24 protein-coding genes are annotated in these 25,134 nt (G+C 68.2%); 11 read left to right on the plus strand and 13 right to left on the minus strand.

The window, feature by feature from the left end:
* Positions 1-135: 135 nt before the first annotated feature.
* Both HWX39_RS12450 and HWX39_RS12455 read left to right on the plus strand, forming a co-directional pair.
* On the plus strand, positions 136-1,200 hold the full coding sequence (locus HWX39_RS12450; RefSeq protein ID WP_175968370.1) for a phytoene/squalene synthase family protein: 1,065 nt from the start codon (positions 136-138) through the stop codon (positions 1,198-1,200).
* A gap of 490 nt (positions 1,201-1,690) precedes the next feature.
* Positions 1,691-2,908 (plus strand): porin, encoded by a 1,218-nt coding sequence (locus HWX39_RS12455; RefSeq protein WP_175968371.1) that lies wholly within the window; start codon positions 1,691-1,693, stop codon positions 2,906-2,908.
* 238 nt (positions 2,909-3,146) lie between these two features.
* Here the strand turns inward: HWX39_RS12455 and HWX39_RS12460 are convergent, their stop codons facing one another.
* From HWX39_RS12460 to HWX39_RS12495, 8 genes are all read right to left on the minus strand, one after another.
* Positions 3,147-4,643, minus strand: coding sequence for an efflux transporter outer membrane subunit (locus tag HWX39_RS12460; protein ID WP_175968372.1), 1,497 nt, complete (start codon positions 4,641-4,643; stop codon positions 3,147-3,149).
* 10 nt (positions 4,644-4,653) lie between these two features.
* Positions 4,654-5,808, minus strand: coding sequence for an ABC transporter permease (locus HWX39_RS12465; RefSeq protein ID WP_175968373.1), 1,155 nt, complete (start codon positions 5,806-5,808; stop codon positions 4,654-4,656).
* A complete protein-coding gene (locus tag HWX39_RS12470) occupies positions 5,805-6,764 on the minus strand; it encodes an ABC transporter ATP-binding protein (protein WP_175968374.1) in 960 nt (319 codons plus the stop codon). Before HWX39_RS12470 ends, HWX39_RS12465 begins: the two co-directional genes overlap by 4 nt.
* On the minus strand, positions 6,761-7,726 hold the full coding sequence (locus HWX39_RS12475) for an HlyD family efflux transporter periplasmic adaptor subunit (protein ID WP_175968375.1): 966 nt from the start codon (positions 7,724-7,726) through the stop codon (positions 6,761-6,763). Before HWX39_RS12475 ends, HWX39_RS12470 begins: the two co-directional genes overlap by 4 nt.
* On the minus strand, positions 7,723-8,421 hold the full coding sequence (locus tag HWX39_RS12480) for a TetR/AcrR family transcriptional regulator (RefSeq protein WP_175968376.1): 699 nt from the start codon (positions 8,419-8,421) through the stop codon (positions 7,723-7,725). Before HWX39_RS12480 ends, HWX39_RS12475 begins: the two co-directional genes overlap by 4 nt.
* Before the next feature lie 272 nt (positions 8,422-8,693).
* Entirely contained in the window at positions 8,694-9,119 is a 426-nt protein-coding gene (locus HWX39_RS12485; protein ID WP_175968377.1) for a cupin domain-containing protein, read from the minus strand.
* A gap of 10 nt (positions 9,120-9,129) precedes the next feature.
* The gene (locus tag HWX39_RS12490; protein WP_175968378.1) at positions 9,130-9,567 is read right to left on the minus strand and encodes a carboxymuconolactone decarboxylase family protein; all 438 of its coding nucleotides are present in this window, start codon (positions 9,565-9,567) and stop codon (positions 9,130-9,132) included.
* 94 nt (positions 9,568-9,661) lie between these two features.
* Positions 9,662-11,146, minus strand: a complete 1,485-nt coding sequence (locus HWX39_RS12495) for a PLP-dependent aminotransferase family protein (protein WP_175968379.1) — start codon at positions 11,144-11,146, stop codon at positions 9,662-9,664.
* Between the two features lie 232 nt (positions 11,147-11,378).
* On the opposite strand from HWX39_RS12495, the gene HWX39_RS12500 reads away from it, so the two are divergent.
* The 6 genes from HWX39_RS12500 (at position 11,379) to HWX39_RS12525 (ending at position 17,403) form a co-directional block, all read left to right on the plus strand.
* A complete protein-coding gene (locus HWX39_RS12500) occupies positions 11,379-12,296 on the plus strand; it encodes a LysR family transcriptional regulator (RefSeq protein WP_175968380.1) in 918 nt (305 codons plus the stop codon).
* Between the two features lie 151 nt (positions 12,297-12,447).
* A complete protein-coding gene (locus HWX39_RS12505; protein WP_175968381.1) occupies positions 12,448-13,197 on the plus strand; it encodes an SDR family oxidoreductase in 750 nt (249 codons plus the stop codon).
* 479 nt (positions 13,198-13,676) lie between these two features.
* Positions 13,677-14,363, plus strand: a complete 687-nt coding sequence (locus HWX39_RS12510) for a type 1 glutamine amidotransferase domain-containing protein (protein WP_175968382.1) — start codon at positions 13,677-13,679, stop codon at positions 14,361-14,363.
* A 141-nt stretch (positions 14,364-14,504) separates the two neighbouring features.
* The gene (locus tag HWX39_RS12515) at positions 14,505-15,614 is read left to right on the plus strand and encodes an NADH:flavin oxidoreductase/NADH oxidase (protein WP_175968383.1); all 1,110 of its coding nucleotides are present in this window, start codon (positions 14,505-14,507) and stop codon (positions 15,612-15,614) included.
* Between the two features lie 129 nt (positions 15,615-15,743).
* Positions 15,744-16,814: an AI-2E family transporter gene (locus tag HWX39_RS12520; protein WP_175968384.1), complete on the plus strand. Its 1,071-nt coding sequence runs from the start codon at positions 15,744-15,746 to the stop codon at positions 16,812-16,814.
* 214 nt (positions 16,815-17,028) lie between these two features.
* Complete coding sequence (locus HWX39_RS12525) at positions 17,029-17,403, plus strand: hypothetical protein (RefSeq protein WP_175968385.1); 375 nt, start codon at positions 17,029-17,031, stop codon at positions 17,401-17,403.
* Between the two features lie 24 nt (positions 17,404-17,427).
* On the opposite strand, the gene HWX39_RS12530 is transcribed toward HWX39_RS12525, so the two are convergent.
* Complete coding sequence (locus HWX39_RS12530) at positions 17,428-18,222, minus strand: SDR family NAD(P)-dependent oxidoreductase (RefSeq protein WP_175968386.1); 795 nt, start codon at positions 18,220-18,222, stop codon at positions 17,428-17,430.
* Between the two features lie 169 nt (positions 18,223-18,391).
* Here HWX39_RS12530 and HWX39_RS12535 point away from each other — a divergent pair, with 169 nt between their 5' ends.
* On the plus strand, positions 18,392-19,237 hold the full coding sequence (locus HWX39_RS12535; protein WP_175968387.1) for an AraC family transcriptional regulator: 846 nt from the start codon (positions 18,392-18,394) through the stop codon (positions 19,235-19,237).
* A 10-nt stretch (positions 19,238-19,247) separates the two neighbouring features.
* Here HWX39_RS12535 and HWX39_RS12540 read toward each other — a convergent pair whose 3' ends face one another.
* From HWX39_RS12540 to nthA, 4 genes are all read right to left on the minus strand, one after another.
* On the minus strand, positions 19,248-19,835 hold the full coding sequence (locus HWX39_RS12540; RefSeq protein ID WP_175968388.1) for a LysE family translocator: 588 nt from the start codon (positions 19,833-19,835) through the stop codon (positions 19,248-19,250).
* 183 nt (positions 19,836-20,018) lie between these two features.
* Positions 20,019-21,281 (minus strand): GTP-binding protein, encoded by a 1,263-nt coding sequence (locus tag HWX39_RS12545; RefSeq protein WP_175968389.1) that lies wholly within the window; start codon positions 21,279-21,281, stop codon positions 20,019-20,021.
* Positions 21,278-21,931 carry a nitrile hydratase subunit beta gene (gene nthB / locus HWX39_RS12550; protein WP_175968390.1) on the minus strand — a complete coding sequence of 218 codons (654 nt, stop codon included), beginning with the start codon at positions 21,929-21,931 and terminating at the stop codon, positions 21,278-21,280. Before nthB ends, HWX39_RS12545 begins: the two co-directional genes overlap by 4 nt.
* Positions 21,932-21,974: 43 nt before the next feature.
* Positions 21,975-22,574 carry a nitrile hydratase subunit alpha gene (gene nthA / locus HWX39_RS12555; protein WP_175968391.1) on the minus strand — a complete coding sequence of 200 codons (600 nt, stop codon included), beginning with the start codon at positions 22,572-22,574 and terminating at the stop codon, positions 21,975-21,977.
* 511 nt (positions 22,575-23,085) lie between these two features.
* Between nthA and HWX39_RS12560 the strand changes: the two genes are divergently transcribed.
* Both HWX39_RS12560 and HWX39_RS12565 read left to right on the plus strand, forming a co-directional pair.
* Entirely contained in the window at positions 23,086-23,982 is an 897-nt protein-coding gene (locus HWX39_RS12560; protein ID WP_175968392.1) for a transporter, read from the plus strand.
* 95 nt (positions 23,983-24,077) lie between these two features.
* A complete protein-coding gene (locus tag HWX39_RS12565) occupies positions 24,078-25,130 on the plus strand; it encodes a phenylacetaldoxime dehydratase family protein (protein WP_175968393.1) in 1,053 nt (350 codons plus the stop codon).
* The last annotated feature ends 4 nt before the right edge of the window (positions 25,131-25,134 follow it).

Genomic DNA, 25,134 nt, shown 5'->3' on the forward strand with positions numbered 1-25,134 from the left:
AACTTGCGGGAATTTTGCATCGCCGCGTCGGGGCCGACGCCCGCCTGGCGCGACGATGCGGCGACTCGCGGGCCGGCGCGGGCGCCCGGCGCCCGTGTGCGTCCGGGGCCCGCGCCGGCCGATTTTCCCCGACCCATGACGACTCGAACCGATTCCGCATTCCTGCTCGGCGACCTGCTGAAGAACGTTTCCCGCTCCTTCTACCTGACGCTGCGCGTGCTGCCCGACGGCATGCGCGACCCGGTCGGCCTCGCGTACCTGCTCGCGCGCGCAGCCGACACGATCGCCGACACGGCGCTCGTCGCACCCGATCGCCGCGCGGCGTTGCTGACCGACCTGCGCGACGAGGTCGAACGGCTCGGCGACGGCGTTGCGCTGTCGCGTGCGCTCGAGGACGTGACGCGCATGCAGACCGATTCGCACGAACACGTGCTGCTCGGCTCGATGGCGCCGATGCTCGCGCTGCTGCGCGCGCAGCCGGACGCCGATCGCGCCTCGATCCGCAAGGTCGTCGCGACGCTGACGGCGGGGATGGTATTCGACCTGCGCACGTTCCCCGACGAGCAATCGGGGCGGGTCGCGTCGTTGCCGACGCGTGACGAACTCGACCGCTACACGTATCTCGTCGCCGGCTGCGTGGGCGAGTTCTGGACCGACATGACGGGCATGCACACGCCGGCCGCACGCGGCTGGAACCTGCCGGACATGTGCGAGAAGGGCATCCGTTTCGGCAAGGCGCTGCAGATGACCAACATCCTGCGCGACTGCGGAAAGGACCTGCGCATCGGCCGCTGCTACCTGCCCGACGACGTGCTGCGCGCACACGGGCTCGGCGTCGCCGACCTGATGGCGCCCGATGCGTCGGCGCGCGCGCGCGGCGTACTCGTCGACCTGCTGCGCGTGACGCTCGACCAGTATCGTGACGCGTGCCTGTACACGCTCGCGATCCCGCGCCGCTTCGTGCGACTGCGGCTCGCGTGCCTGTGGCCGATCATGATCGGCCTCGAGACGCTCGAGTTGCTGGCCGGCCACGCAGCGTGGCTCGATCCGGCGAAGCCGGCCAAGGTGCCGAGAAAGCGCATCTACCGGATCATGGCGTCGTCGCTCGCGCTGGTCGGCTCGAACACCGCGATTCGCGCGCGCATGACCGCGCTCGCCGATGCCGTGAGCGCGCATCTCGTGCCGCCGGCCACGCGCTGAATCGCACTGAACGATGCCGGCACGACGGGTGCCGGTGTCGCCCCTCGGCCCGCGTTCGCCGGGCCGCTCCCGCCGATCTCCCGCGCCTCGACTAAAAACGTTTTCATTATTTCGTTTCGCGAAACGTGGGTGTCATGAACGTCAGCGATCCTTCGCGGCGGCGTGAATCGTGGCATCGACCACGGTCGCGCATTTGTAAGATGTATGTTGCCGAAGGCATCTGACGACATCCGTCGGTCGCGTTGCACCTGTAAAAATGTAAAGCTAGGGTTTTCACCGGGAAATGCCGGAGAGGCCCGCCGCGTAAGCGTTTTCAGGTGTTATGTAACCGCTTGGTGAACCCGCGCGTTGCGTCGATCATACGATGACCGACTGCGCGTGTTGGGAAATAATCGGTAATCCGTCAGAATTGCGCCGGCATGTACTCGCACATGTGTCAGGTCATAAAACCACACCACAAAAGAAATCATTCTTTGAGGACGGAGAATCAATGAAAAAGCGCGTCGCTTTCGCCATGACGGCAGCTGGCCTTGCAGCCGCTACCGTCGCCCACGCTCAAAGCAGCGTGACCCTGTACGGTATCGTCGATAACGGTCTGGCTTACCAGAACAACTCGTCGGCGACTGGCGCGACCACGGGTGGTCACTCGAAGGTGCAGATGTCCACCGGCGTGTGGGCAGGCAGCCGCTTCGGCCTGAAGGGCAGCGAAGATCTCGGCGGCGGCACGAAGGCGATTTTCCAGTTGGAAGCCGGCGTCAACACGGCTAACGGCTCGTCGCAGTGGACCAACGGCATCTTCACGCGTCAGGCGTGGGTTGGCCTGACCAACAGCACGTACGGTACGCTGACGGCCGGCCGCCAGTACACCGCGTACTACACGCTGCTGTCGCCGTACAGCCCGACGACCTGGCTGACCGGCTATTACGGCGCGCACCCGGGCGATATCGACTCGCTGGATACCAGCTACCGCGCGAACAACTCGCTCGTCTACATGTCGCCGAAGTTCTATGGCTTCACGGTCGGCGGTTCGTACTCGTTCGGCGGCGTTGCAGGCGCAACGAACCGCGGCTCGACTTGGAGCGCCGCGATCCAGTACCTGAACGGCCCGGCAGGCATCGCGGTCGGCTACCAGAAGGTCAACAACGCGACGCTCGGCGGCGGCGTGTGGGGCGCGAACTCGACGGTCCAGAACGGCCTCGATTCGAGCGGCAACGGCGCACAGCCGGCAGTTTCGTCGATCAACAACGGCTACGCGACCGCGCAATCGCAGCAGCGTATCGCTGTGACGGCTGGCTACCAGTTCACGCCGGCATGGGACATTTCGGCATCGTACTCGAACGTCCAGTACACGCCGGGCGTCGGTTCGTCGTTCCGCAACACGGCCATCTTCAACACGGCAGGCGCTGTGCTGCACTGGAAGGCAGCCGCTCAGTGGGACTTCGCAGCAGGCTACTCGTACACGGCGGCAACGCAGTCGAACGGCATCACGAGCGCAGCGAAGTACCATCAGGTCACGCTGTCGCAGTACTACAGCCTGTCGAAGCGCACGGGCCTGTACGCGGTTGAGGCTTACCAGCACGCAAGCGGCAACACGTTCAACGCCAAGACCGGCATCATCGCAGCAACGACGTCGATCGGCGACGGCGTGGGCGCGGGTTCGAAGCAGAACCAGATCGGCGTCGGCGTCGGCATGATCCACCGCTTCTGATGTCGCGCGGCGCGCGAGCGCCGCTTGCGGCATGCGGTATGAAAACCGGCCTTCGGGCCGGTTTTTTTATTGGCGGCCGGCCCCATTGCCGCAACGCCGGCGCGCGGCGGTTTCCGGCATCGGACGGAAATGGGCAAGGCTTGGAGCGCCGCATCCGGCATCCGGCATGCGCGGCGCTGTTGCACCCCGGTCTGCACGGTCCGCGCGCGTCACGCTCGCACCGAACCCGTCCCGCCGGTCACTTGGCCGCGTCATCCGTCCAGCTCCCCGCCAGCGCCTGAAACAGCGCCGCCGTATCGGCGAGCCGGTCCGCTTGCGCCCGCGTACGGTCGAGCGCCGTCTGCAGCGTCTGCCGCTGCGCATCGAGCAGGTCGAACATGCTGATCCCGCCTGCCGCATAACGGTCGCCGGCAATCCTGTTGCTTGCCGCCGCTTCCTGCGCGGCGGTGTCTCTCGCCTGCAGCGCAGCCGCGTCGTGCTCGACCGCGCGCATTGCATCGGCCACCTGCTGCAGCGCCTCGAGCACGGTTTCCCGGTAACTCGCGAACGCGGCGTCGTACGCCGCTTCGGCCGCACGTTTCTTCGCGCGCAGTTCGCCGCCATGAAAGATCGGTTGCGTCAGGCCAAGGCCGACATTCCACACATTGAGCCCGCTCACGAGATCCGCGATGCGCGTGCGCTCAGAACCGATCCCCGCCGAAATCGACACGCGCGGATACAGGTTCGCGGTGGCCACGCCGACGTTCGCGCTCGCCTGGTGCAGCACGGCTTCGGCCGCGCGGATGTCGGGTCGTTCGCGCGCGAGCGTCGACGGCAACGCGACGGGCAGCGTGCGCGGCAGCGCGAGCGCATCGAGCGTGAGGTCGGGCAGCACGGCATCGGACGGCGGCACGCCGAGCAGGATCGCGAGCCGGTGGCCGGCCTGCGCGAGGCGGGCGTCGAGCGGCGGCAGCGACGCCTGCGTCTGCGCGAGCAGTGCGCGTTGCGCATGCACGTCGGCCTGCGAAACACCCCCCGCCGCGAAGCGCGCTTCGACGATGCGCAACTGTTGCGCTTGCGCATCGATCAACTTCCGCGTGAGCGTGACCTGCTGCGCGAGCGACGCACGCAGGATCGCGGTCGCGACGACGTTGCCCGCGAGCGTCAGGCGCGCGGCGTCGAGCGTGTACGACTGGTAGTCGACCTGCGCGCGTAGCGCTTCGAGCGCACGCCGGTTGCCGCCGAACACGTCGAGTACATACGACACGCTCACCGACGCGTCATAAAGCGTGAACGGCCCCGGGCCGGGCAGGTTGGCGGGCAGGCCGAACGCGGTCGTGTCGACTTGCTCGCGTGTGGCGGACAGGCTCGCATCGACTTTCGGCAACATCGTCGCGCCGGCTTCGGCCGCATGGTTCTGCCGTGCTTCGTCGAGTCGCGCGCGCGCCGCGGCAAGCGTCGGGCTGTTGTGCCACGCGGTATCGACGAGCCGGTTCAGCGGTTCGGAGCCGAACTGCGTCCACCAGCGTTGCGCCGTGTGCGCGGCCGATGCGAACGTCTGCGGGTCGCCGGCCGCGCCGGTGGCGGCGGCCGTCGTCGCGGGCGGCTCGCCGCGCGTGTAGTGCTGCGTGGCCGGCGCGTCAGGTGCGTGGAAATCCGGCCCGACCGCACATCCGGCGACGAGCAGCGCGGCGGCCAGCGCACAGCCGTGAGCAGCGCGGTCAACGTGGAGGGGGCGACGCGAAGCCGGTTTCATGGTGCCGTGCCTAGTCGAGCGTCCGCCGGTAGAAGCGCAGCGCGACGCCCATCACGACGATGGTGAACAGCGTGACCGGCCACATGGACGGCCACAGGTCGCTCCAGCCGTTGCCTTTCAGCAGGATGCCGCGCACGAGGCGGTTGAAGTAGGTGAGCGGCAGCAGGTTGCCGATGAATTGCGCCCACTTCGGCATCCCGGCGAACGGGAACATGAAGCCCGACAGCAGGATGTTCGGCAGGAAGTAGAACACCGCGAGCTGCATCGCCTGCAACTGGTTCTGCGCGAGCGACGACAGCGTGATGCCGACGGTCAGGTTCGCGGCGATGAACAGCAGCGCGGACAGGTAGATCGCGAACACGCCACCGACGAACGGCACGTCGAACACGAACCGCGCCGCGGCGACGATGATCGACACCTGGATCAGCCCGATCAGCACGTACGGGACGATCTTGCCCGTCATCACCTCGAGCGGCCGCACCGGTGTCGCGAGCAGGTTCTCCATCGTGCCGCGCTCGCGTTCGCGGGTGATCGCGAGGCCCGTCATCATCACCATCGTCATCGTCAGGATCACGCCCATCAGGCCCGGCACGACGTTGTACTGCGTGATGCCCTCGGGGTTGTACAGCCGGTGCAGCACGATGTCGAATGCGGCCGGGCGGCCGTTCAGGTAGGCGAGCGGGCCCGTCAGGTCCTTGTCCGCGACGGGCTGCACGAGGCCCGGCAGCGCGCCGATCGCCGACGCGGTCGCGACGGGATCGGTCGCGTCCGCCTCGACGAGCAGCGACGGACGCTCGCCGCGCAGCAGCCGCCGCGAAAAATCGGCCGGCACGGTCAGCACGAACTGCACGTCGCCGCGTGCAAGCGCATGCCGGCCGGCCGCCTCGTCGGGCAGCGTCTCGACGATGTCGAAGTACGCGGAGTTGCGCATCGCGGCGACGAAGCTGCGCGCGAACGGGCTCGCATCGGCGACGATCACGGCCGTGGGCAGGTGCTTCGGATCGGTGTTGATCGCGAAGCCGAACAGCGTGAGCTGGATGATCGGCACGCCGACGATCATCGCGAACGTCACGCGGTCGCGCCGCAGCTGCAGGAATTCCTTCAGCACGATGCTCCACCAGCGGGCGACCGAGAACGCGTCGCGCAGGCGCGCCCACGCGTTCATGACGACGCTCCGCCGCGCGGCCCGGACGCGCGGCCCATCATGTAGATGAAGACGTCCTCGAGCCCGGTGTCGATCGGCGCGACCTGCAGCGCGGCAGGCCCGTCGGCTTGCGCCGCGACCTGCGCGAGCGTCGCGTCGAGCCGCGCGCGATCGCGGCCGCTCACATGCAGCGCCGAGCCGAATACGACCGTCTGGTCGACGCCCGGCATCGTGCGCAGCCGCGCGGACAGTTCGCTCAGGTGCGCACCGGTGATCGCGCGGGTCGCGAGCCCCTGCGACGCGACGATCTCCGCCGACGTGCCCTGCGCGAGCAGTTCGCCGTACGCGATGTACGCGAGCTTGTGACAGCGCTCGGCCTCGTCCATGTAGTGCGTGCTGACGAGCACCGAGATCCCTTGTGCGGCCAGCCGGTGCAGTTCTTCCCAGAAGTCGCGGCGCGCGGCCGGATCGACGCCGGCCGTCGGTTCGTCGAGCAATAGCAGCGCCGGCTCGTGCAGCATGCAGGCGGCCAGCGCGAGGCGCTGCTTCCAGCCGCCCGACAGTGCGCCCGTGAGCTGGTCCGCGCGGCTCGCGAGGCCGAGCCCGTCGAGTGCGCGCGCGACGGCCGCCTTGCGGTCGGGCATCCCGTACACGCGCGCGACGAAGTCGAGGTTCTCGCGGATCGACAGGTCTTCCCAGTACGAGAAGCGCTGCGTCATGTAGCCGACGCGCCGCTTGATCTGCGCGCTGTCGCGCACGATGTCGTAGCCGAGGCAGGTGCCGCTGCCCGAGTCGGGCGTGAGCAGCCCGCACATCATCCGGATCGACGTGGTCTTACCGCTGCCGTTCGGCCCGAGAAAGCCGAAGATCTCGCCGCGCGCGACGCGCAGCGACACGTCCTTCACGACGTGCTTGTCGCCGAAATGCTTGTTCAGGCGATCGACGTCGATCGCATACGGTGCGGGCGGCACGTTCATGGCACCCTCACGGCGACGGGCTGGCCCGGGTGCAGCTTCGGCGCGTCGGCGACGGCCGGGCGCGCCTCGATCATGAACACGAGCTTGGTCCGGCTCTCGTTGCTGTAGATCACGGGCGGCGTGTATTCGGCCTCGCTCGACACATAGGTGATGCGCGCGGGCACGTCGGCCGCGCAGCCGTCGCAACGGATCGCGACCGTGCGCCCCGGCGCGAGCGAGGCGATGGCGGCTTCCGGCACGAAGAAGCGCACCTTCAGGTTTTGCGGCGGCAGCATCTGCACGACCGGATTGCCGGCCTGCACCCATTCGCCGACGCGGTACAGCGTGTCGTGCACGCGTCCGGCGGCGGGCGCGGCGACGCGCTTCTGGTCGAGCTTCCATTGCGCCTCCGCGACCGCCGCCTGCGCGGCGTCGACCTGGGCGGCCTGCGCGGCGACCTGCTGCGCGCGGCCGGGCAGGCGCGCGACGTCGACCTGTTTCTGCAGTTCGCGCATTTGCGCGGCGGTCGTTTGCGCGGCCGTGCGCGAATCGTCGAGCTGCTGTTTCGACAGGCCGCCGGCAGCGTACTGGCTTTCATCGCGCGCGCGTTGCGCGGCGGCCCGCGCGGCCTGCGCGGCGGCTTGTGCGAGCTGCGCCTGCGTGACCGCGATTTCGGGCGGGCGCTTGCCGGTCTGCAGGTCGGCAAGCTGCGCGCGGGCGGCCGTGAGCTGGTGCTGCGCCTGCTGCAGCGCGGCGGTTTCGCTGACGGCTTCGAGCGAGAAGGCCGGTGCGCCGGCGGCGAGGGTCTGGCCGCGCGCGACCGACAACTGCGCAAGCGTGCCCGACTGCGACGACGACAGGTACACGAATTCGCCTTCGACGTAGCCCTGGTAGGTCGTGCCGTTGCTGGCCTGCCGTTCGCAACCGGCGAGGAGCGCGACGGCGGCGGCCACGGCGATCGGCAGCGCGCGGGCCGTGTTCACGACGGGCTCCGTGGCGAGCGGGCCGGCGCGCGGGGCGCGGCGGCCGGCGGCTGCAGGCCCGAACCGAGCAGCGCGCGGACGTGGCGGTGCAGCACGTCACGGTCGATCGGCGGCAGGCCGCGCGCGCTTTGCCACAGTTTCGCGGTCGCGAGCGGCAGCATCACCAGCGCGATGATCGAATGGAACAGGAACGCCGGTTCGAGCGCGGGGTTCAGCGTGCCGGCCTGCTGCGCGCCACGGATGCGCTCGGCGAAGCGCCCGATATGTTCGAGCGGAATGCGGCGGACCATCCGCTCGCGCAGCAACCCGCCTTCGTGGACGATCTCGCGCAGCCAGATCGACGGCAGCCACGGCATGCGGTGCGTGACGTCGAAGAAGCGGTCGACGAGTTCGGCGACGAGCGCGAACGGGTCGTTTTCGATCTGCGGCTCGGTTGGCCGCCACACGAACGCGATGACCTGCGCGAGCCGTTCCTCGACGATCGCGTCGAGCAGTTGCTCGCGATTCGTGAAGTAGTAGTGGACCATCGCCGACGTGACGCCGGCCGCGGCGGCGATCTGCGCGACCGTGGTCGCGGCGATGCCGCGCTCGGCGAACAACTGCATCGCGACGTCGAGCATGTGGTCGCGCAGGTCGAAATCGTCGACCGACGGGCGGCGCCCGCGCGGCCTGGCGACGGTGGATTTCGCGTTCATGAAATCGACGCTAATTGATGAGTTAGTTAATTTCAAGGAAGGGTTTTCGCCCGGATTGATCGAGATCAGGCGAGCGTCGAATCGGGACGCGGGCAGGCGAGGCGGTGACGTGACGCCGCACGGTGCAGCCAGTCGGCGGAGGAATGTAGGGAACAGCTAATGGAGAATCGGCGGGGGAAACGAGCGGGGCGGCGGCATGGCGCCGGCGGCATGGACCCGGTCGCGAAGCGAGGGCGCGTGCCTGGGCAATGGCGCGCGCCCCCGAAAGGCGGCTACTGGTCGATCGGCGACGTCAGCGGCACGTGATCGCCGGTCAGCCCGAACACGACGAGTTGCGCAGGCTCGGTCGCACTCGCGTTGCGCGACACCTGGTGGCGCGAGCCGGGCGCCTCGTACCAGCCTTCGCCGGCCCGGTAGCGGTGCAGCGGGCCGCCGTTCACCTGCGACAGCACTTCGCCTTTCGACACGACCGCGAACACCGAGCCGAGGTGCCGGTGGGCTTCGGAAGCCTGGCCGGGCGCATAGTCGACGGTCGCGACGACGGCGAGCTTGCCGGGCGCTTCGGGCACGGCCTGCTGCATGATCGTATGCACGTTGCCGCCGGCGTCGTGCGCCCCGGCGGCGGCCGGCAGCAGCGCGGCGCCGGCCGCGAGCCACGCGTACAGGGCGGCGCGACGCGGGCGCGTTGCGTGAATCATCGTCGTCTCCTTACTCGGGCATCTTGCGGAACGCGATCGCGAGGCGGTTCCACGAGTTGATCGTCGCGATCAGCATCGACAGGTCGAACAGTTCCTCGTCGGTGAAGTGCGGCTTCACGGCCTCCCACACGGCGTCGGGCACGTGGTTGCTGGCGACCAGCGTCAGCGCCTCGGTCCATTCCAGCGCCGCGCGTTCGCGCTCGGTAAAGAACGGCGTTTCGCGCCAGGAGACGACGGTGGCCAGGCGGCGCTCGGTTTCGCCGCCCTTGCGCGCATCGGTCGTGTGCATGTCGACGCAGAACGCGCAGCCGTTGATCTGCGACGCGCGCAGGCGGACGAGTTCGGCGAGCGGCTTCTCGATCGAGCTCTTCGCGAGGAATTCCTCGGCGTTGCGCATCACCTTGATCGCATTCGGGCTGGCGGCGTAGAAGTTCAGGCGCGGTTGCATGGCAGGTCCTTTCTCGGTTGGAGCGCACGGTGGCGCGACAGGACCTACTTTAGGGCGCATGCTGGCCTGCTTGAATGGCCAATTTCGAGGAAATTCAGGTAACCAGTGCCGCGCCGCCGACGGTGTCCGAACCGAGCAGGCCGGCCAGCTTCGCAAGCGCCGTGTCGATGCGCAGCGTGTCGATCCCGCCATAGCCGAACAGCAGCCCCGCGCGCACCGGCACGCCGACGTGGAACGCCGAGATGCCGTACAGGCCGATGTCGTGCGCGCGGGCCGCGCGGACCAGCGCCGCTTCGTCGTGCCCCGGCTTCAGGTAGGCGGCGAGGTGGATGCCGGCGGTTGGAACGATCGCATCGAACCACGGCGCGAGTTCGCCGCGCAGGTGGGCGATCAGCATCTTGCGGCGGGCATCGTAGTGCTTCTGCACGCGCTTCAGGTGCCGCGCGAAATCGCCTTCGAGCATGAAGCGGGCAAGCGCCGCCTGCGTCAGCGTGCAGGTGTGCCAGTCGACGATCTGCTTCGCCTTGGCCAGCGCGCCGCGCAGCGCGCGCGGCGGAATCGCGTAGCCGATCCGCAGTTCCGGAAAGATCGTCTTCGAGAACGTGCCGACATAGGCGACGAGGCCCGTGCGATCCAGGCTCTTCAGCGACTCCACCGGCCGGCCTTCGAAGCGGAACTCGCCGTCGTAGTCGTCCTCGATGATCACCGCGCGGCGGCGCTGCGCCCATTCGAGCAGCGCGACGCGCCGGTCCAGCGTCATCGGCATGCCGAGCGGGAACTGATGCGATGGCGTCACGTAGACGAGGCGTGCGTCGTCGGGCAGCCGTTCGGTCAGCAGCCCGTGCGCGTCGACCGGCACGCCGATCACCGTCGCGCCGAGCGACGCGAACGCGGCGCGCGCGGGCGGATAGCCGGGATCCTCGACGGCGACCACGTCGCCCGGCCGCACGACGACGCGGGCGATCAGGTCAAGCGCCTGTTGCGCGCCTTGCGTGACGAGCACGTCGTCCCAGCCGCACGCCACCGCGCGGCTGAACGCGACATAGCGCGCGATCGCGCCGCGCAACTGCGGATCGCCGGCCGGGTCGTGGTACCGGGCGGGGCCGCGCATCTGCTGGCGCAGCGCGTGATGCAGGCAGCGCCGCCACGCGTCGAACGGGAACAGCGCCTTGTCGGTCACGCCGCCACGGAAGTCGAAGCCGGGCGAATCGTGCGGCATCGGCATCGCGAGCGCATCGGGCAGGTCGTTCCACAGCGCGCGCGCATCGACCGCGTCGATGCGCGGGGTATCCTCGACGAGCGACGGCGCCGACATGGCGGCAGCGTGCGGCACGCGCGCGAGGCCGTCGGCGACGAACGTGCCGTCGCCCGCGCGGGTAGTCAGGTAGCCCTCGGCGACGAGGCGCTCGAACGCGTCGAGCGTCGTCTTGCGCGATACGCCGAGCTGTTTCGCAAGGTCGCGCGTCGACGGCAGCCGCGCGCCGCCGGCGAGCCTCCCGTCGACGATCGCGGTGCGCAGTTGCCGGAAGATCTGCCCCGTCAGGTCGTGACGGCCTTCGATGCGGATGGCGATGTCCATCGCAGTGGTTACCTCGAATGTCGTGATTTTGTGCCGGTCAGCATACCGGAAGTCCGCCGCGGAGGTCGCTTGGCGGGGCGCTTTCACGGGTCGCCAGGCCGCAAGCAATCGGGGGCGCGGGCCGAACCGGCCGGGTGGCCCCGCAACTCGCGTCCGCTGCCCGTACCCGCCGATTGGACCTCGGCCCGCCTCTGCCTTACGATCCACGACAACCCCAAACCGGAGCAAGCCCATGCTGTCCGAAGACGAACTTGCGCTGCTCGACGCGATCCGTGCCACCGGCAGCCTGTCGCGCGCGGCCGCGCGGCTCGGCAAGGCGCCGTCGACGGTGTCGCACGCGGCGCGTCAGCTCGAAACCCGCTTCGACGCGCTGCTGTTCGACCGACGCGGCTACCGGCTGCAGCTCACGCCGGCCGGCCAGTTGCTGACCGACGAGGCGGCGCGGCTGGCGCTGGACGTCGCACGGCTGACGCAGCGCGTGCGGCAGATTGCGAGCGGCTGGGAAGACCGGCTGTCGATCGTCAGCGACGAGGTGCTGGAGTTCGACACGCTGCTGCCGGTCGTCCGCGCATTCGATGCGCTCGACTCGGGCGTGTCGTTGCGTTTCACGCACGAAGTGCTCGGCGGGACCTGGGAAGCGCTGCGCGACGGCCGCGCGGACCTGGTGGTCGGCGCGACCAACGAGCCGCCCGCGATTCCCGGCTTCAAATGGTTCGAACTGGGCGCGATGGAGTGGGTGTTCGCGGTGTCGCCACGCCACCCGCTGGCCGCCGCGGCCGGCGCGCTGACGCGGGACGTGATCGGCGCGCACCGGGCGGTCGTCGTGGCCGATTCGTCGCGGCGCGCGGCCGGCCGCGCGTATGGCCTGCTCGGCGGACAGGCCGTGCTCGCGGTGCCGTCGATGCGCGCGAAGATCCTCGCGCAGCGCGACGGGCTCGGTGTCGGCTGGGTGCCGCGCCGGCGCGTGGCGTCGCTGCTCGCGCGCGGCGAACTCGTCGAAAAACAGACAGCCGATCCGCGCGAGCCGAACCGGCTGTATGTCGCGTGGCACGGCGACCGGGACGGCCGCGCGCTGCAGTGGTGGCTCGAGCAATTGCGCGAGCCGCGGCTCGCGCAGCGCCTGCTCGACGGCATCGACGTGGCCGGCTGACGCGGCGCGGAGCAGGGCAGGACAAGCGAACCTGCCCGCTCAAACACGTTCGACGATTTCGAACATGTTCGTCGCGCACGTCGTACGGCAGGGCCGGGCGCCGCGCGCATCCTTTGTTCACGGTCAACTTACCGGTTCACAGGAGAACATCATGCAACGCTTCGAAGGAAAGACGGTCCTCGTCACGGGCGGTAACAGCGGCATCGGCCTGGCGGCCGCCAACGCATTCGCGGCAGAAGGTGCGCGCGTCATCATCACCGGGCGCGATGCGCAGACGCTCGAGGCCGCGCGGCAAACGCTCGGCGCCGGCGCGCTCGCGATTCGCAACGAGGCCGGCAGCGTCGCATCGGCCCGCGCGCTGGCCGATGCGATCGCGTCGGCGGGAGCGCGGCTCGACGCCGTGTTCATCAACGCGGGCGTCGCGAAACTCGCGCCGTTCGCCGACAGTGACGAGGCCATGTGGGATCTCGTGTTCAACACCAACGTGAAGGGCGCGTATTTCCAGATCCAGTCGCTGGTGCCGCTGCTGAACCGCGGCGCGTCGATCGTGATCAACGGCTCGATCAACGCGCACATCGGGATGCCCGGCTCGTCGGTGTACGCGGCGAGCAAGGCGGCCGTCAATTCGTTCGCGAAGACGCTGTCGACGGAGTTGCTGCCGCAGGGTGTGCGCGTGAACGTCGTGAGCCCCGGGCCCGTGCAGACGCCGCTCTACGGCAAGCTCGGGCTCGACGCGGCGACGCTCGATGAAACCGCCGACAAGATCAAGGGCCTCGTGCCGGTCGGCCGGTTCGGCACGCCGGAGGAGATCGCGTCGACGGTGCTGCACCTCAGCGCGCCGGAATCCGCGTTCATTGTCGGCGCGGAGATCATCGCGTCGGGCGGGATGGGGTTGCTCTGACCCGGTCGTGTCACAGGCGGGGCCGCACCCGCCCGGCGCAATGCCGGGCGGGCGGTTCCCACGAACCGGTTCTGCCGTGCTGCCAGCGCCGAGTGACTGCTTGCGCCGGCGGATCGCGCCCCTGCGAAAAGGCCATGACGGCGGCAGGGGCGATTATCCGTTCACTAGACGACCGGTCTAATCCAGGGCTATCATCCGTCCTCATGAATGCGACGACGTCCGCGGCGCATGCAACGAAGGCGCGAAATGCCATCTGAATGCCATTCCGCGCTGCGATGCTGGTGGTGCAGCGAGACGCCGTCGTTTTATTTCGAATTGTTCTAGACGACTGGTCTAATAGGCGAGTGTCGCATTCGGATATGCGGGGCGCACGTTGACGCGTCTCAGCTGACTAACCGACAGGCGCGCCGCGCCGACCGGCCGGATTGCCCGGTTGCGCGGCCCCGTTCCCCTCATCCCTTTCGAAGGAGTATCCGATCATGAAGATTCTGGTTGTCCTGACCTCGCACGACACGCTCGGCGACACCGGCAAGAAGACCGGCTTCTGGCTCGAGGAACTGGCCGCGCCGTACTACACGTTCAAGGATGCGGGCGTCGAGCTGACGCTTGCGTCGCCGAAGGGCGGCCAGCCGCCGCTCGATCCGAAAAGCAGTGATCCGACGGCCCAGACCGACGCGACGCGCCGCTTCGACGCCGATCCGGCGGCCAAGGCCGAACTCGCGTCGACGCGCAAGCTGGCCGACGTGTCCGTGGACGACTACGACGCCGTGTTCTACCCGGGCGGCCATGGCCCGCTGTGGGATCTCGCCGAGGATCTGCATTCGATCGGCCTGATCGAGCGCGCGCTGGCGGCCGGCAAGCCGGTCGCGGCCGTGTGCCACGCGCCGGGCGTGCTGCGTCACGTGAAGAACCCGCAGACCGGCGAATCGGTCGTGCGCGGCAAGCGTGCCACGGGCTTCACCAACAGCGAGGAAGCGGCCGTCGAACTGACGGAAGTCGTGCCGTTCCTCGTCGAGGACATGTTGAAGACCAACGGCGCGCAATTCGAGCGCAGCGCCGACTGGGCGCCGCACGTCGTCACCGACGGGCTGCTGATCACGGGGCAGAACCCCGCGTCGTCGGAGCCCGTCGCCGAGGCGCTGCTCGCGCAGCTCGGCCACCGTTGAGCCAAGGGCGCCGGCCGGGCCGGCGCCGTAGCGTATCCGTCGCCGGGCGCGGGCCGGCCCGTCGACGGCCCGATCGTTCCGTCGTGCGTACTGCGCGACGCGTTTGCAGTCGTTTTGCAGAACCAAGCAAAGGAGCCGTGGATGTCTGCCTTGTTCGAACCGTTCAAACTCAAGGATGTCACGTTGCGCAACCGCATCGCGGTGCCGCCGATGTGCCAGTACGTCGCCGAGGACGGCGTCGTCAACGATTGGCATCACGTGCATCTGGCCGGCATCGCGCGTGGCGGCGCGGGCCTCGTGATCGCCGAGGCGACGGCCGTGGCGCCGGAAGGGCGCATCACGCCGGGCTGCGCGGGGCTGTGGAACGATGCGCAGGCCGAAGCGTTCGCCCCATCGGTCGCGGCGATCAAGGCGGCCGGCGCGGTACCCGGCATCCAGATCGCGCACGCGGGCCGCAAGGCGAGCGCGAACCGTCCGTGGGAAGGTGACGACCATATCGCCGAAGGCGATCCGCGCGGCTGGCAGACCATCGCGCCGTCGGCCGTGCCGTTCGGCGCGCATCTGCCGAAGACGCCGCGCGCGATGACGCGCGACGACATCGCACGCGTGCAGGCCGACTTCGTTGCGTCGGCGAAGCGTGCGCGCGACCTGGGCTTCGAATGGCTCGAACTGCACTTCGCGCACGGCTATCTCGCCCAGAGCTTCTTCTCCGTGCATGCGAACCAGCGTGACGACGAATACGGCGGCTCGGCCGAGAACCGCGGTCGCTTCCTCGTCGAGACGCTCGCGGCCGTGCGCAAGGTGTGGCCGGAGCATCTGCCGCTGACCGCGCGCTTCGGCGTGATCGAGTACGACGGGCGCGACGAGGAGACGCTCGCCGAGTCGATCGCGCTCACGCAGCGGCTGAAGCGGGAAGGGCTCGACATGCTGAGCGTGTCGGTCGGTTTCTCGACGCCCGACGCGCAGATCCCGTGGGGTCCGGCGTTCCTCGCGCCGATCGCCGAGCGCGTGCGCCGCGAGGCCGGGCTGCCGGTGTCGTCCGCGTGGGGGATCGACACGCCGCAACTCGCGAACCGCGTGGTGGCGGAGGAACAGCTCGATCTCGTGATGGTCGGCCGCGCGCATCTGGCCGACCCGCACTGGCCGTACTACGCGGCCAAGCAACTCGGCGTCGAGCGTCCGTCGTGGACGCTGCCCGCGCCGTACGCGCACTGGCTCGAGCGCTACCGGAGCGCCGACAAGGTGGCCTGAGCGGGCGGGGCGCCGGGGCGGCGCGCGCATGACATGCGCCGCCGATCCGGCGCCGATGGATAGAATGGCGGTTCGCGCAGGCCGGTTGCCTGCGCGAACCGCCATTTTCTCATTCTCGACAGAGGTGCCATGAGCGCACATGTCCCGTCGTCTCCCGATCCTGCCGCACGGCCGCGTACGCAGCAGGTCTCCCGTGCCGTGCTGTATGCGGCGCTGCTCGTCATCGCGCTGTGGGTGATCCGCGATTTCATTCCCGCCATCGCCTGGGCCTGCGTGATCGCCATCGCGATGTGGCCGATGCTGAGGCGCTTCGAGTCGCACCGGCTGTTCCGTAATCGCCCGACGCTCATTGCGCTCGTCATCACGGCGGCGATCTCGTTGCTGGTCGTGCTGCCGGTGGCCGTCGCGGCAACCCAGGCGATCGGGCAGGCGCATGACCTGCGCGAGTGGCTGCGCACGATCCAGGACAACGGCATCCCGGTGCCCGACGTGGTCGGCCGGCTGCCTTACGGCGCGGCGCAGGTCACCGAATGGTGGCAGGCCAACCTCGGCCATCCGCTGCATGCGGCCAGCGCGATGCATGCCGTCAACGGCGAAAAATTCCTCGCGTTCGGGCGGCAGTTCGGCACGAAGCTCGCGCACTGGCTGCTCGAATTCGGCTTCATGCTCGTCACGCTGTTCGTGATCCTGCGCGCCGGCCACAAGCTGTCGGGGGCGTTGCTGCAGGGCGCGCGGCGCGCGTTCGGGCGCAGCGGCGCGGCGCTGATCGAGCGGATGGTCTCGGCCGTGTTCGGCACGGTGACGGGGCTCGTCGTCGTCGGGCTCGGCGAGGGCGCGCTGCTCGGCATCGCGTATGCGCTGGCCGGCGTCCCGCATGCGGCGCTGCTCGGCCTCGTCACGGCGATCGCCGCGATGCTGCCGTTCTGCGCGCCCGTCGTGTTCTGCGGGGCGGCGCTCTGGCTGTTCGTGCAGGGCGCGACCGTGTGGGCCATCGTGGTGGCGGTGCTCGGGTTCGTCGTCGTGTTCGTCGCCGAGCACTTCGTGCGGCCGGTGCTGATCGGCAGTTCCGCGCGGCTGCCGTTCCTGCTCGTGCTGTTCGGCATCCTCGGCGGCGCCGAGACGTTCGGCCTGATCGGGCTGTTCGTCGGCCCCGCGCTGATGACGGTGCTGACGATGCTGTGGGCCGAATGGATTGCATGACGATGCGTGCCGAGTCGGCGGCATGACGCGGCGGTGCGGATGCGCGTCCGGGCGCGCATCGCCCGCCGCGACCGGCGACGATCCGGCTTGTGCCGAGGCTCGCAATGCGAGGATTCGGATAAAGATCTCTACATTTCTTTTCGATCCGGACCCAAAGGTCGAGTAGCATGGGGCTTTCGATCGCGCCGGCGCGGCGCAGCAGATTTTCCCAAGCATGCGATTGATTCCGATGGCCCGTCCCGCAGCGACGCTCTCCCTGGCAGCCAGTTGCCTGATGTTGCACGGCTGCGCGTGGTTCGACGCGTGGCTGCCATTCTCGTATTCGCGTACGCCGCTCGCGAGAGCCGCGTCGCGGCATGGCGCGACGCGCGCCGATGTCGTCCGCGCCGGCGGCAATCCGCGCAGCGTATGGATGGTCCGCAACGGCAACGGCGTCTGCTACAACTACTTCATCGAGCACGGCAACGATCACCGCGAATACTTCGTCGTGTTCGACAAGGCCGGCGTCGTCACGCAACACGGCTTCGATTCCTGCATGAACGCCGACCGCAAGGGCACGCTCCAGCCGGGCAAGGCTGCGTCGCGCTAGCGCGACGGCCTTGCCCGTTCGCCGTCACGCGATCGTGTCGACCACGCCGCCGTCCACCCGCAATGCGGCGCCCGTCGTCGCCGAAGCGAGCGGCGAGCACACGTAGACCACCAGGTTCGCGACTTCCTCGGGCGTCGCGGGCCGCTGGATGATCGAGCTCGAACGGTGGTTGCGCACGAAATCCACGGCCACGTCCTCGACGCTGCGGCCGGTTTCGTCGGCCGTTTCCTTCAGCAGCGCCCGCACGCCGTCCGACATCGTCGGCCCCGGCAGTACCGAGTTGACGGTCACGTGGGTGCCGGCCGCGAGCTTCGCGAGCCCGCGTGCGATCGACAACTGCGCGGTTTTCGTGAATCCGTAATGAATCATGTCGACCGGGATGTTCAGGCCGGATTCCGACGAAATGAACACGATGCGCCCGGCATTGCGTTCGATCATCCCCTTCAGGTAATGCCGCGCGAGGCGCACGCCGGACATCACGTTGGTCTGGAAGTAATGCTCCCATTCGGCGTCGTCGATCTCGAAGAACGCCTTCAGGCCGTAGATGCCCGCGTTGTTGACGAGGATGTCGGCCGCGGGTGTGTGCTGCGTGACGCGCGCAACGCCGGCGGCGTCGGACAGGTCGGCCGCGACGCCGTCGAAGTTCGCATCGGGGACGGCCGCGCGCAGGTGCGTGAGCGCGGACTGCACCGACGCATCGCTGCGGCCGTTGACGATGACGCGCGCGCCGGCGCGCGCGAGCCCTTCGGCGATTGCGCGCCCGATACCGGCGGTGGAGGCGGTGACGACCGCGGTCTTGCCTTTCAGATCGATATGCATGTGCGTGACGGGAGAGGAGTGAACGGGATCCGCCGCGGGTGTCGCAGCGGACGGAATTCAAAGCTTAGGCGAAATGGCGCGATCCGGCGTCGAAGCCGCCGATCCGGTTGCGCGGCGCCGCACAGTCTTGTACGGTGAGCGTTCGCCGTCCGAACCGGGAGCCCGCCGCGTGAGCCGTACCGCCAACCGATCCGTCGTCCCGTCGCCGTTCTGGCGTGATGCCGCGCTGCCGTTCATCGAGGCGCGCACCGTCGACGACGGCCGCGCGATCTGCTATGCGAAGCACACGCACGACACGTTTTCGGTGGGGGCGATCGTCGGCGGCACGAGCACCTACGTGAACGGCGCGACGAACGAGCATGTCGGGCGCGGCGTGCTCGTGATCATCGATCCGGAACAGGTGCACGCGTGCAATCCGTACGGCCCCGACGCATGGGCGTACCGGATGGTCTACGTCGACGTGCCGTGGCTCGCGCGGCTTCAGCATTCGCTGGGTCACGATCCGAACAGCGATTTTCAAGGGTTTTCGGCGAAGTTGACGGAGCGGCGCGACCTGTTCGCGCAATTTGGCGGCTTTTACCGCACGCTCGTCGCGCCCGGCATCGATCCGCTCGGCAAGGCGAGCGCGGCGGTCGAGTTCTTCACGGCGCTGCACGGCGCGCTCGATCGGGAACTGCCCGGCCCGCGCGCCGGGGACGACAACGCCCGGCTCGCGCGCGCGGCCGACTACATCGCCGCGCATTGCCGCGAGGGCATCACGCTCGATGCGATCTGCGCCGCGGCCGATCTGTCGCCGTCGTACCTGATCCGCGCGTTCAACGCCCGCTACGGGATGACGCCGCATGCCTTCCTGATCGATCGCCGCGTGCAGTACGGCCGCACGGAGCTGCGCCGCGGGCGGCCGATCGCCGAAGTCGCGCTGGACGCGGGCTTTGCCGACCAGGCGCATTTCCAGCGCGCGTTCCGGCGGATCGCAGCCGCGACGCCCGGCCAGTACCGCAGCGCGACGAACTGAACGGCAAGCCCTACGCGTCGAGCAGGAACAGTGCGCTGCCCGCGAGCAGCAGCGCCATCAGCCGGTTGAACATGCGCATGTGCCGCGCGTTCGCCAGCCGGTGCCGCAGCGACGCGCCCGCATACGACCAGCATGCGATCGACGCAAAGCAGATCACCAGATACAGCGCGGCGAACTGCCAGACCTGCGTGCGGTCCCCGTCGGCCGCATAGGCGCCCATCGCGGCCACGCACGCGAGCCACGCCTTCGGATTCAGCCACTGCATCGCCGCGCCGGCCGCCGCTGACGGGCCGGCCACGTCCGGGTCCGCAGACAGCCGGCCGTCATCGAGCGCGAGCCGCAACGCCATGTACAGCAGGAACGCGATTCCCGACCACTGCGTGGCGGTCGTCAGCACGGGCCAGCGCGCGAGCGCCGCGTGCAGCCCGAGGCCGATCAGCAGGAACAGCGCGACGAAGCCGAGCGTCGCGCCGGCCGCATAGCGCAGGCTCGCGCCGAGGCCGTGCCGTGCGCCGGCACTGAGCGCGACGATGTTGACGGGACCGGGGGTGATCGACGAGGCGAGCGCGAACGCGGCCATCGAAACCAGCATGCTCATTGATTGTCTCCATGCGAATGTCAAAGTCGCATCGAGACTAAAGAAGCCGCGCGTGTCGGTATTGAAGAAAACTGCCCTCGGCGTCGCTGTCGGGATTCACGTGACGCTGAACCGGTCGCCGCGCGCACCGGCGACCGAAAGTCGTTGGAAGCACCGTTGCAGCCGCAGTCGTCGAGTCTCACGTCACGGACGGGCGGGAGTCGCGAGCGCGTCGAACACGTCGGCTTCCGGAAACTGCAGCCACGACGCCGGGCCTGCATCGATTTCTTCGACCGTCAGCAGACATGCATCGAGTTCGCGACGCAACCGGACGTGATCGATCGACTGCCCGATGAACACGATCTCCTGCCGGCAATCGCCGGTCGGCTCCTCCCACTTTTTCAGCACGCCGTCGCGACGATAGTCGTCGTGCGGCCAGTCCGATCGAGGAACGAATCGCCACCATCGCCCGACGTAACCCCACTGGAACGCGCCGCCCGTTTGCACGAGCATGGCGATGTCGGCATACCGGTGCGCAGCCCAGGCATATCCCTTGCAGCGAAGCAGCCGGCCGTTGGCCCAGGGGCGACGCAGCCACGCGAGCAGGCGCGCCGGATGAAACGGCGCACGTTCGTGATAAGTCCACGATGCGATCCCGTACGCGTCCGATTCCGAGGGGCGTTCGTCGGCCTGCATGCGTTGCATCCATCCCGGCGATTCGACGAGCGCCGGGAGATCGAAACGCCGCGTATCGAGGACGTCTGACGGATCGATCTCGCCGTGCCGCATCGGCAGGATTCGCGCGGACGGATTCAGCGATGCAAGGAGGGCGCGCAGCCGGTCGAAACCTGCGTCGCCGATCCGGTCGAGTCGGCTCACGAGGATCACGTTCGCGTATTCGACTTGTTCGATCAGCAGGTCCGACAGCTTGCGCGGCGGACCGGAATCGCTGCCGCTCGCGAGCGTGGCGTCGTGCGTGACCGGTTCAGCCGACGCGATCATGTCCTCGAACGTCTCGCCGTTGACCACCGTGACGAGCGTGTCCAGCCGCGCGAGTTCGCTGAGGCTGAAACCGTCGCGGTCGAGGAACGCGAACGTCTCCGCAACCGGCATCGGCTCCGAGATACCGGTCGACTCGATCAGCAGATAGTCGAAGCAACGCTGCCGCGCGAGCGTGCTGATCTGCTCGAGCAGATCGGCGCGCAGCGTGCAGCAGATGCAGCCGTTGCTCATTTCGACGAGTTCGTCCTCGCCTCGACGCAGCTCGACGTTGCGCCGCACGTCGTCGGCATCGACGTTCACTTCGCTCATGTCGTTGACGATCACGGCAACCTTCAGGCCGGCGCGGTTGCGCAGGATGTGGTTCAGCAACGTCGTCTTCCCGGCGCCGAGGAAGCCGGACAGCACGGTGACCGGAATCCTCGGCGGCGCGGCGGCCGCCGCTTGTCGATGCTCCGGCGTCGTCATGCGCTCTGCCCGGACGCGCGATCCAGGTAGCCTTCGAACAGGTCGACCACAACGTAACCGTCGTCGGCGGCGGCGCCCCACAGATCCTTCACGCGGAACTCGACATGATAGGTCGGCTGATGCGCGGCTCCGGTGTCGCCGTGGCCGATCGCGTCCGGGAAGGGCCACGATTCGGTCGTCCGGTGCAGCACGATGCCTTCCTTGCCGCGAACGTAGCCCGGCGCGCGGATGTGTCCGCTGACGTATTCGTCGCGAACGACGATGCGATCGCCGACCTCGAACCGCGTCGAGTCGGGCGGTGCCGCCCGGCCGCCGGATTTCGGCGGGTTTGCGAGCCGGAAATGCGAACCGAGCGCGCGGTCGAGCTCGTCCTGCGTGAGCACGCCGGTTTCGACGAGCAAGGTGGCCGTCGCGATCACGTAGCGCTCGTAGTAGCGCGTGCCGACGTGCTGGCGCACGTCGATGCGTTCGACTGCGTGACGTACCTCGTCGACGCTGAATTTTTTCAGTGGGTCCACGCCGACGAACATCAGGCTGTACGCGAGATGCTCCCAGTCTTCCTTGAAGACCGGCTTGTAGCCGAGACTGTTGATCGTGTGCGGCACCGGGCCGAAACCCTGGAATCCGCCGAGGTCGTGAAAGCCGTCCATATGTGACTCCGAGATGAAGGTCGAAAGCGAAACGTGGTGCGAGTCAGTGCACGCGCGGCAGCGCCACGCCGATCAGCACGTCCTTCGTGACGAGCGTGCGCAGTTGTTCCTCGGTCATGTGCTCACTGCCGGCCGGCCGCACCGGCAGCACGAGATAGCGGCTTTCGGCGGTCGTATCCCAGACCTTCACGACGACGTCGTCGGGCAGGTCGGTGCCGAGTTCGCGCAGCACCGTGCGCCCTTCGCGGACGAGTCGCGCACGATATTCGAAGCCCTTGTACCACTCGGGCGGCAGCCCGAGCACCGGCCAGTTCGTGCATGAGCACAGGCTGCAGACGATCACGTTCTTCAGCGTCGGCGTGTCTTCGAGCGCGACGATGTATTCGCCCTGCGGCCCGGTGTGGCCGAACTGCGCGCACGCGGCCGTGCCGTCCTTCAGCAGCAGTTCGCGAAACGCCGGGTCGACCCACGCGCGCGCGACGATGCGTGCGCCGTTGGCCGGATCCCAGGTCGTGGACATCAGCTCGGTCAGGCCTTCGATATAGCCGTCGGGGATCAGGTTCTTCTCTTTCATCACGCGAAACAGCGCCCAGGCACGTTCGCCGGGCGTCGAGGCTGTTTCCGCGGAAGGGATCGCGCTCATCGTGGGGTTCCTTGTGGTGGTTCGGGTCGACCGCCGCCATCGCGTTGGTACTGCCGTGGCGGGGCGGGGAAGCGTGGTGTCGGTCACGCTCGACGAGCAGGGTAAGAAGAGAAAAAGCGCGGTTCTTTGCCGGCACGGATCGGAAACTATGCTGAGACGGCCCCGTGGCGCGGCAGGGGCCGACGCGCAACGGAGGCCCGGCGATTCGTGGCATCGACAGGGCGCCCGGCACGCAACGGCGGCCGCCGGTGCACGTTGTGCGACCGCCGTATGGCACGGGTCGCGGAGGTCCGCCACAGCCAATTTCTTGTTCCGCCGGAAAACAGAAATGCGGATTTTGCCTTTCTATTCTCACCCTCAAGCGACGGCCGTTCGATGTCGCGAATCGCCGGTACTCCCGCAGTAACGGCGGAACAACAGTCAGCCAACACCCCGCGATTCCACCGTCCGGCAACGATTTCCGTTCGTCGTACGTCGAGCGTGGCGGTGTCTGCGCATCCAGGTGAGGAGCATGATGGGCAACGTCAACAGAATGAAACTGAAGCGATTCGCGCGCTGGATCGGCTTGTCGCTGATGGCCGTCGCATCGCATTACGCGGGCGCGGTCGAGGTCGATCCCGGCGATTACGAGCAGTATCCGGCCGGCGCGACGATCGGCGTGCTGTACTACAACTACTCCGCGACGAACGCCTACTACGCGAACGGCCACCGGACGTCGGATTTCGACCTGCAGTCCAATATCGGCATCGCCCGCCTGCTGCATGTGTTCCAGCTCACCGACAGGCTCACGATCGATCCGCAGGTGTTGCTGCCGTTCGGTCACGTCAGCAGCTTCGGCAACGCCGGTGCGCTTGGCAGTACGAATGGTGTCGGCGACGTGATCCTGACCGCACCGTTGAAATTCCGCCTGAACGACGCGAAGGACGTCGTCGCCGCGACGATCTACGTCTACGCGCCGACAGGGAGCTACGACCAGAACCGCGGTCTCAATCTCGGCGCCAACCGCTGGTCGCTCGATTTCCAGGCGGCCTACATCAAGCACTTTTCGCCGCAGTGGGCGCTCGATCTCGTCGGCGACGCGATCTGGTACGGCAACAACACGTCGTACGGCGCGAGCGGCACGACGCTGCATCAGCGGATGAGCTACAGCGCACAGGCGATGGTGCGTTACATGCCCGATCCGGGCACGTCGCTCGGGATCGGCATCACGCAGCTCTGGGGCGGTGAAACGAGCGTGGACGGCGCGGACAACAACGACGCGCTTCGCACGACGCACATGCGGATCACCGCGGCGAAATTCGTGACGCAGTCCGATCAGGTGCAAATCCAGCTCGGCACCGATCTGAGCGTGCGCAACGGCCCGAAGAACAGTCTGCTCGCCGGCCTGCGTTACGCACACATCTTCTGACGACCCGCGTGCGCCGGGATACGCCCGGTGCATCTCGCTCCGTGTCCCCAACGTCGATACCTCGACATCCGATTCCCTTTCCAGAGAGGTCACGCATGGAATCCGCCATCGACAAACACCTGATCTGCCCGCGGACGCTGTCGCGCCGCGTCGCCGACGATTACCAGCCACCGTTCCCGATGTATGTCGCCCGGGCCGCCGAAGACCTGAGCCAGGTCGTGATGGGCTATTTCGGCGTGCAGTATCGCGGCGCCGACAAGCGCGCCACGGCGCTGGCCGCGTTGCGCCGGATCGTCGCCGATTTCGGTGCGCAGGACGGCCCGAACAACTTCGATCTGACACAACACACCGACGACCAAGGCTACGAGAACCTGATCGCCGTCGGCTACTGGCGCGATCCGGCCGCGTATGCGCGCTGGATTGCGTTGCCGGCACTCGCCGACTGGTGGGCCTCCGACGCGCGTCTCGCGGACGGGATCGGCTACTTCCGGGAAATCGTCGCGCCGCGCGCCGAGCAGTTCGAGACGCTCTACGCATTCACGAGCGATTTCCCCGGCGTCGGCGCGATCATGGACGGCGTCAGCGGCGAGATCGAGGAGCACGGCTACTGGGGATCGATGCGCGACCGGTTCCCGATCTCGCAGACGGACTGGATGCGCGCGGACGGCGAGTTGCGCGTCGTCGAGGGCGATCCGGCCCGTGGCGGCCGCGTGGTCGTACTGGCACACGACAACATCGCGCTGATTCGCTCCGGCCAGGACTGGCGCGCGGCCGAGCGCGACGAGCGCCGACTGTATCTCGAGGAGATCGAGCCGACGCTGCGCAGCGGGATGGAATTTCTGCGCGACAACGGCGCGGACGTCGGCTGCTACAGCAATCGCTACGTGCGCTCGATCGATCTCGACGGCAACGTGCTCGACGAGAGCTACAACATCGGCCACTGGCGCTCGCTCGACCGCCTCGAGCGCTGGGCCGAATCCCATCCGACGCACCTGCGGATCTTCGTCACGTTCTTCCGCGTCGTGACCGGGCTGTCGAAACTGCGGCTGTATCACGAGGTGTCCGTCTTCGACGCCAAGCATCAGGTTTACGAATACGTGAACTGCCATCCGCGCACCGGACTGATGCGCGACGCCGTCACCCGCTGAATCC

The sequence above is a fragment of the Burkholderia sp. BCC0322 genome, from assembly GCF_902833045.1.
Lineage (GTDB): Bacteria > Pseudomonadota > Gammaproteobacteria > Burkholderiales > Burkholderiaceae > Burkholderia.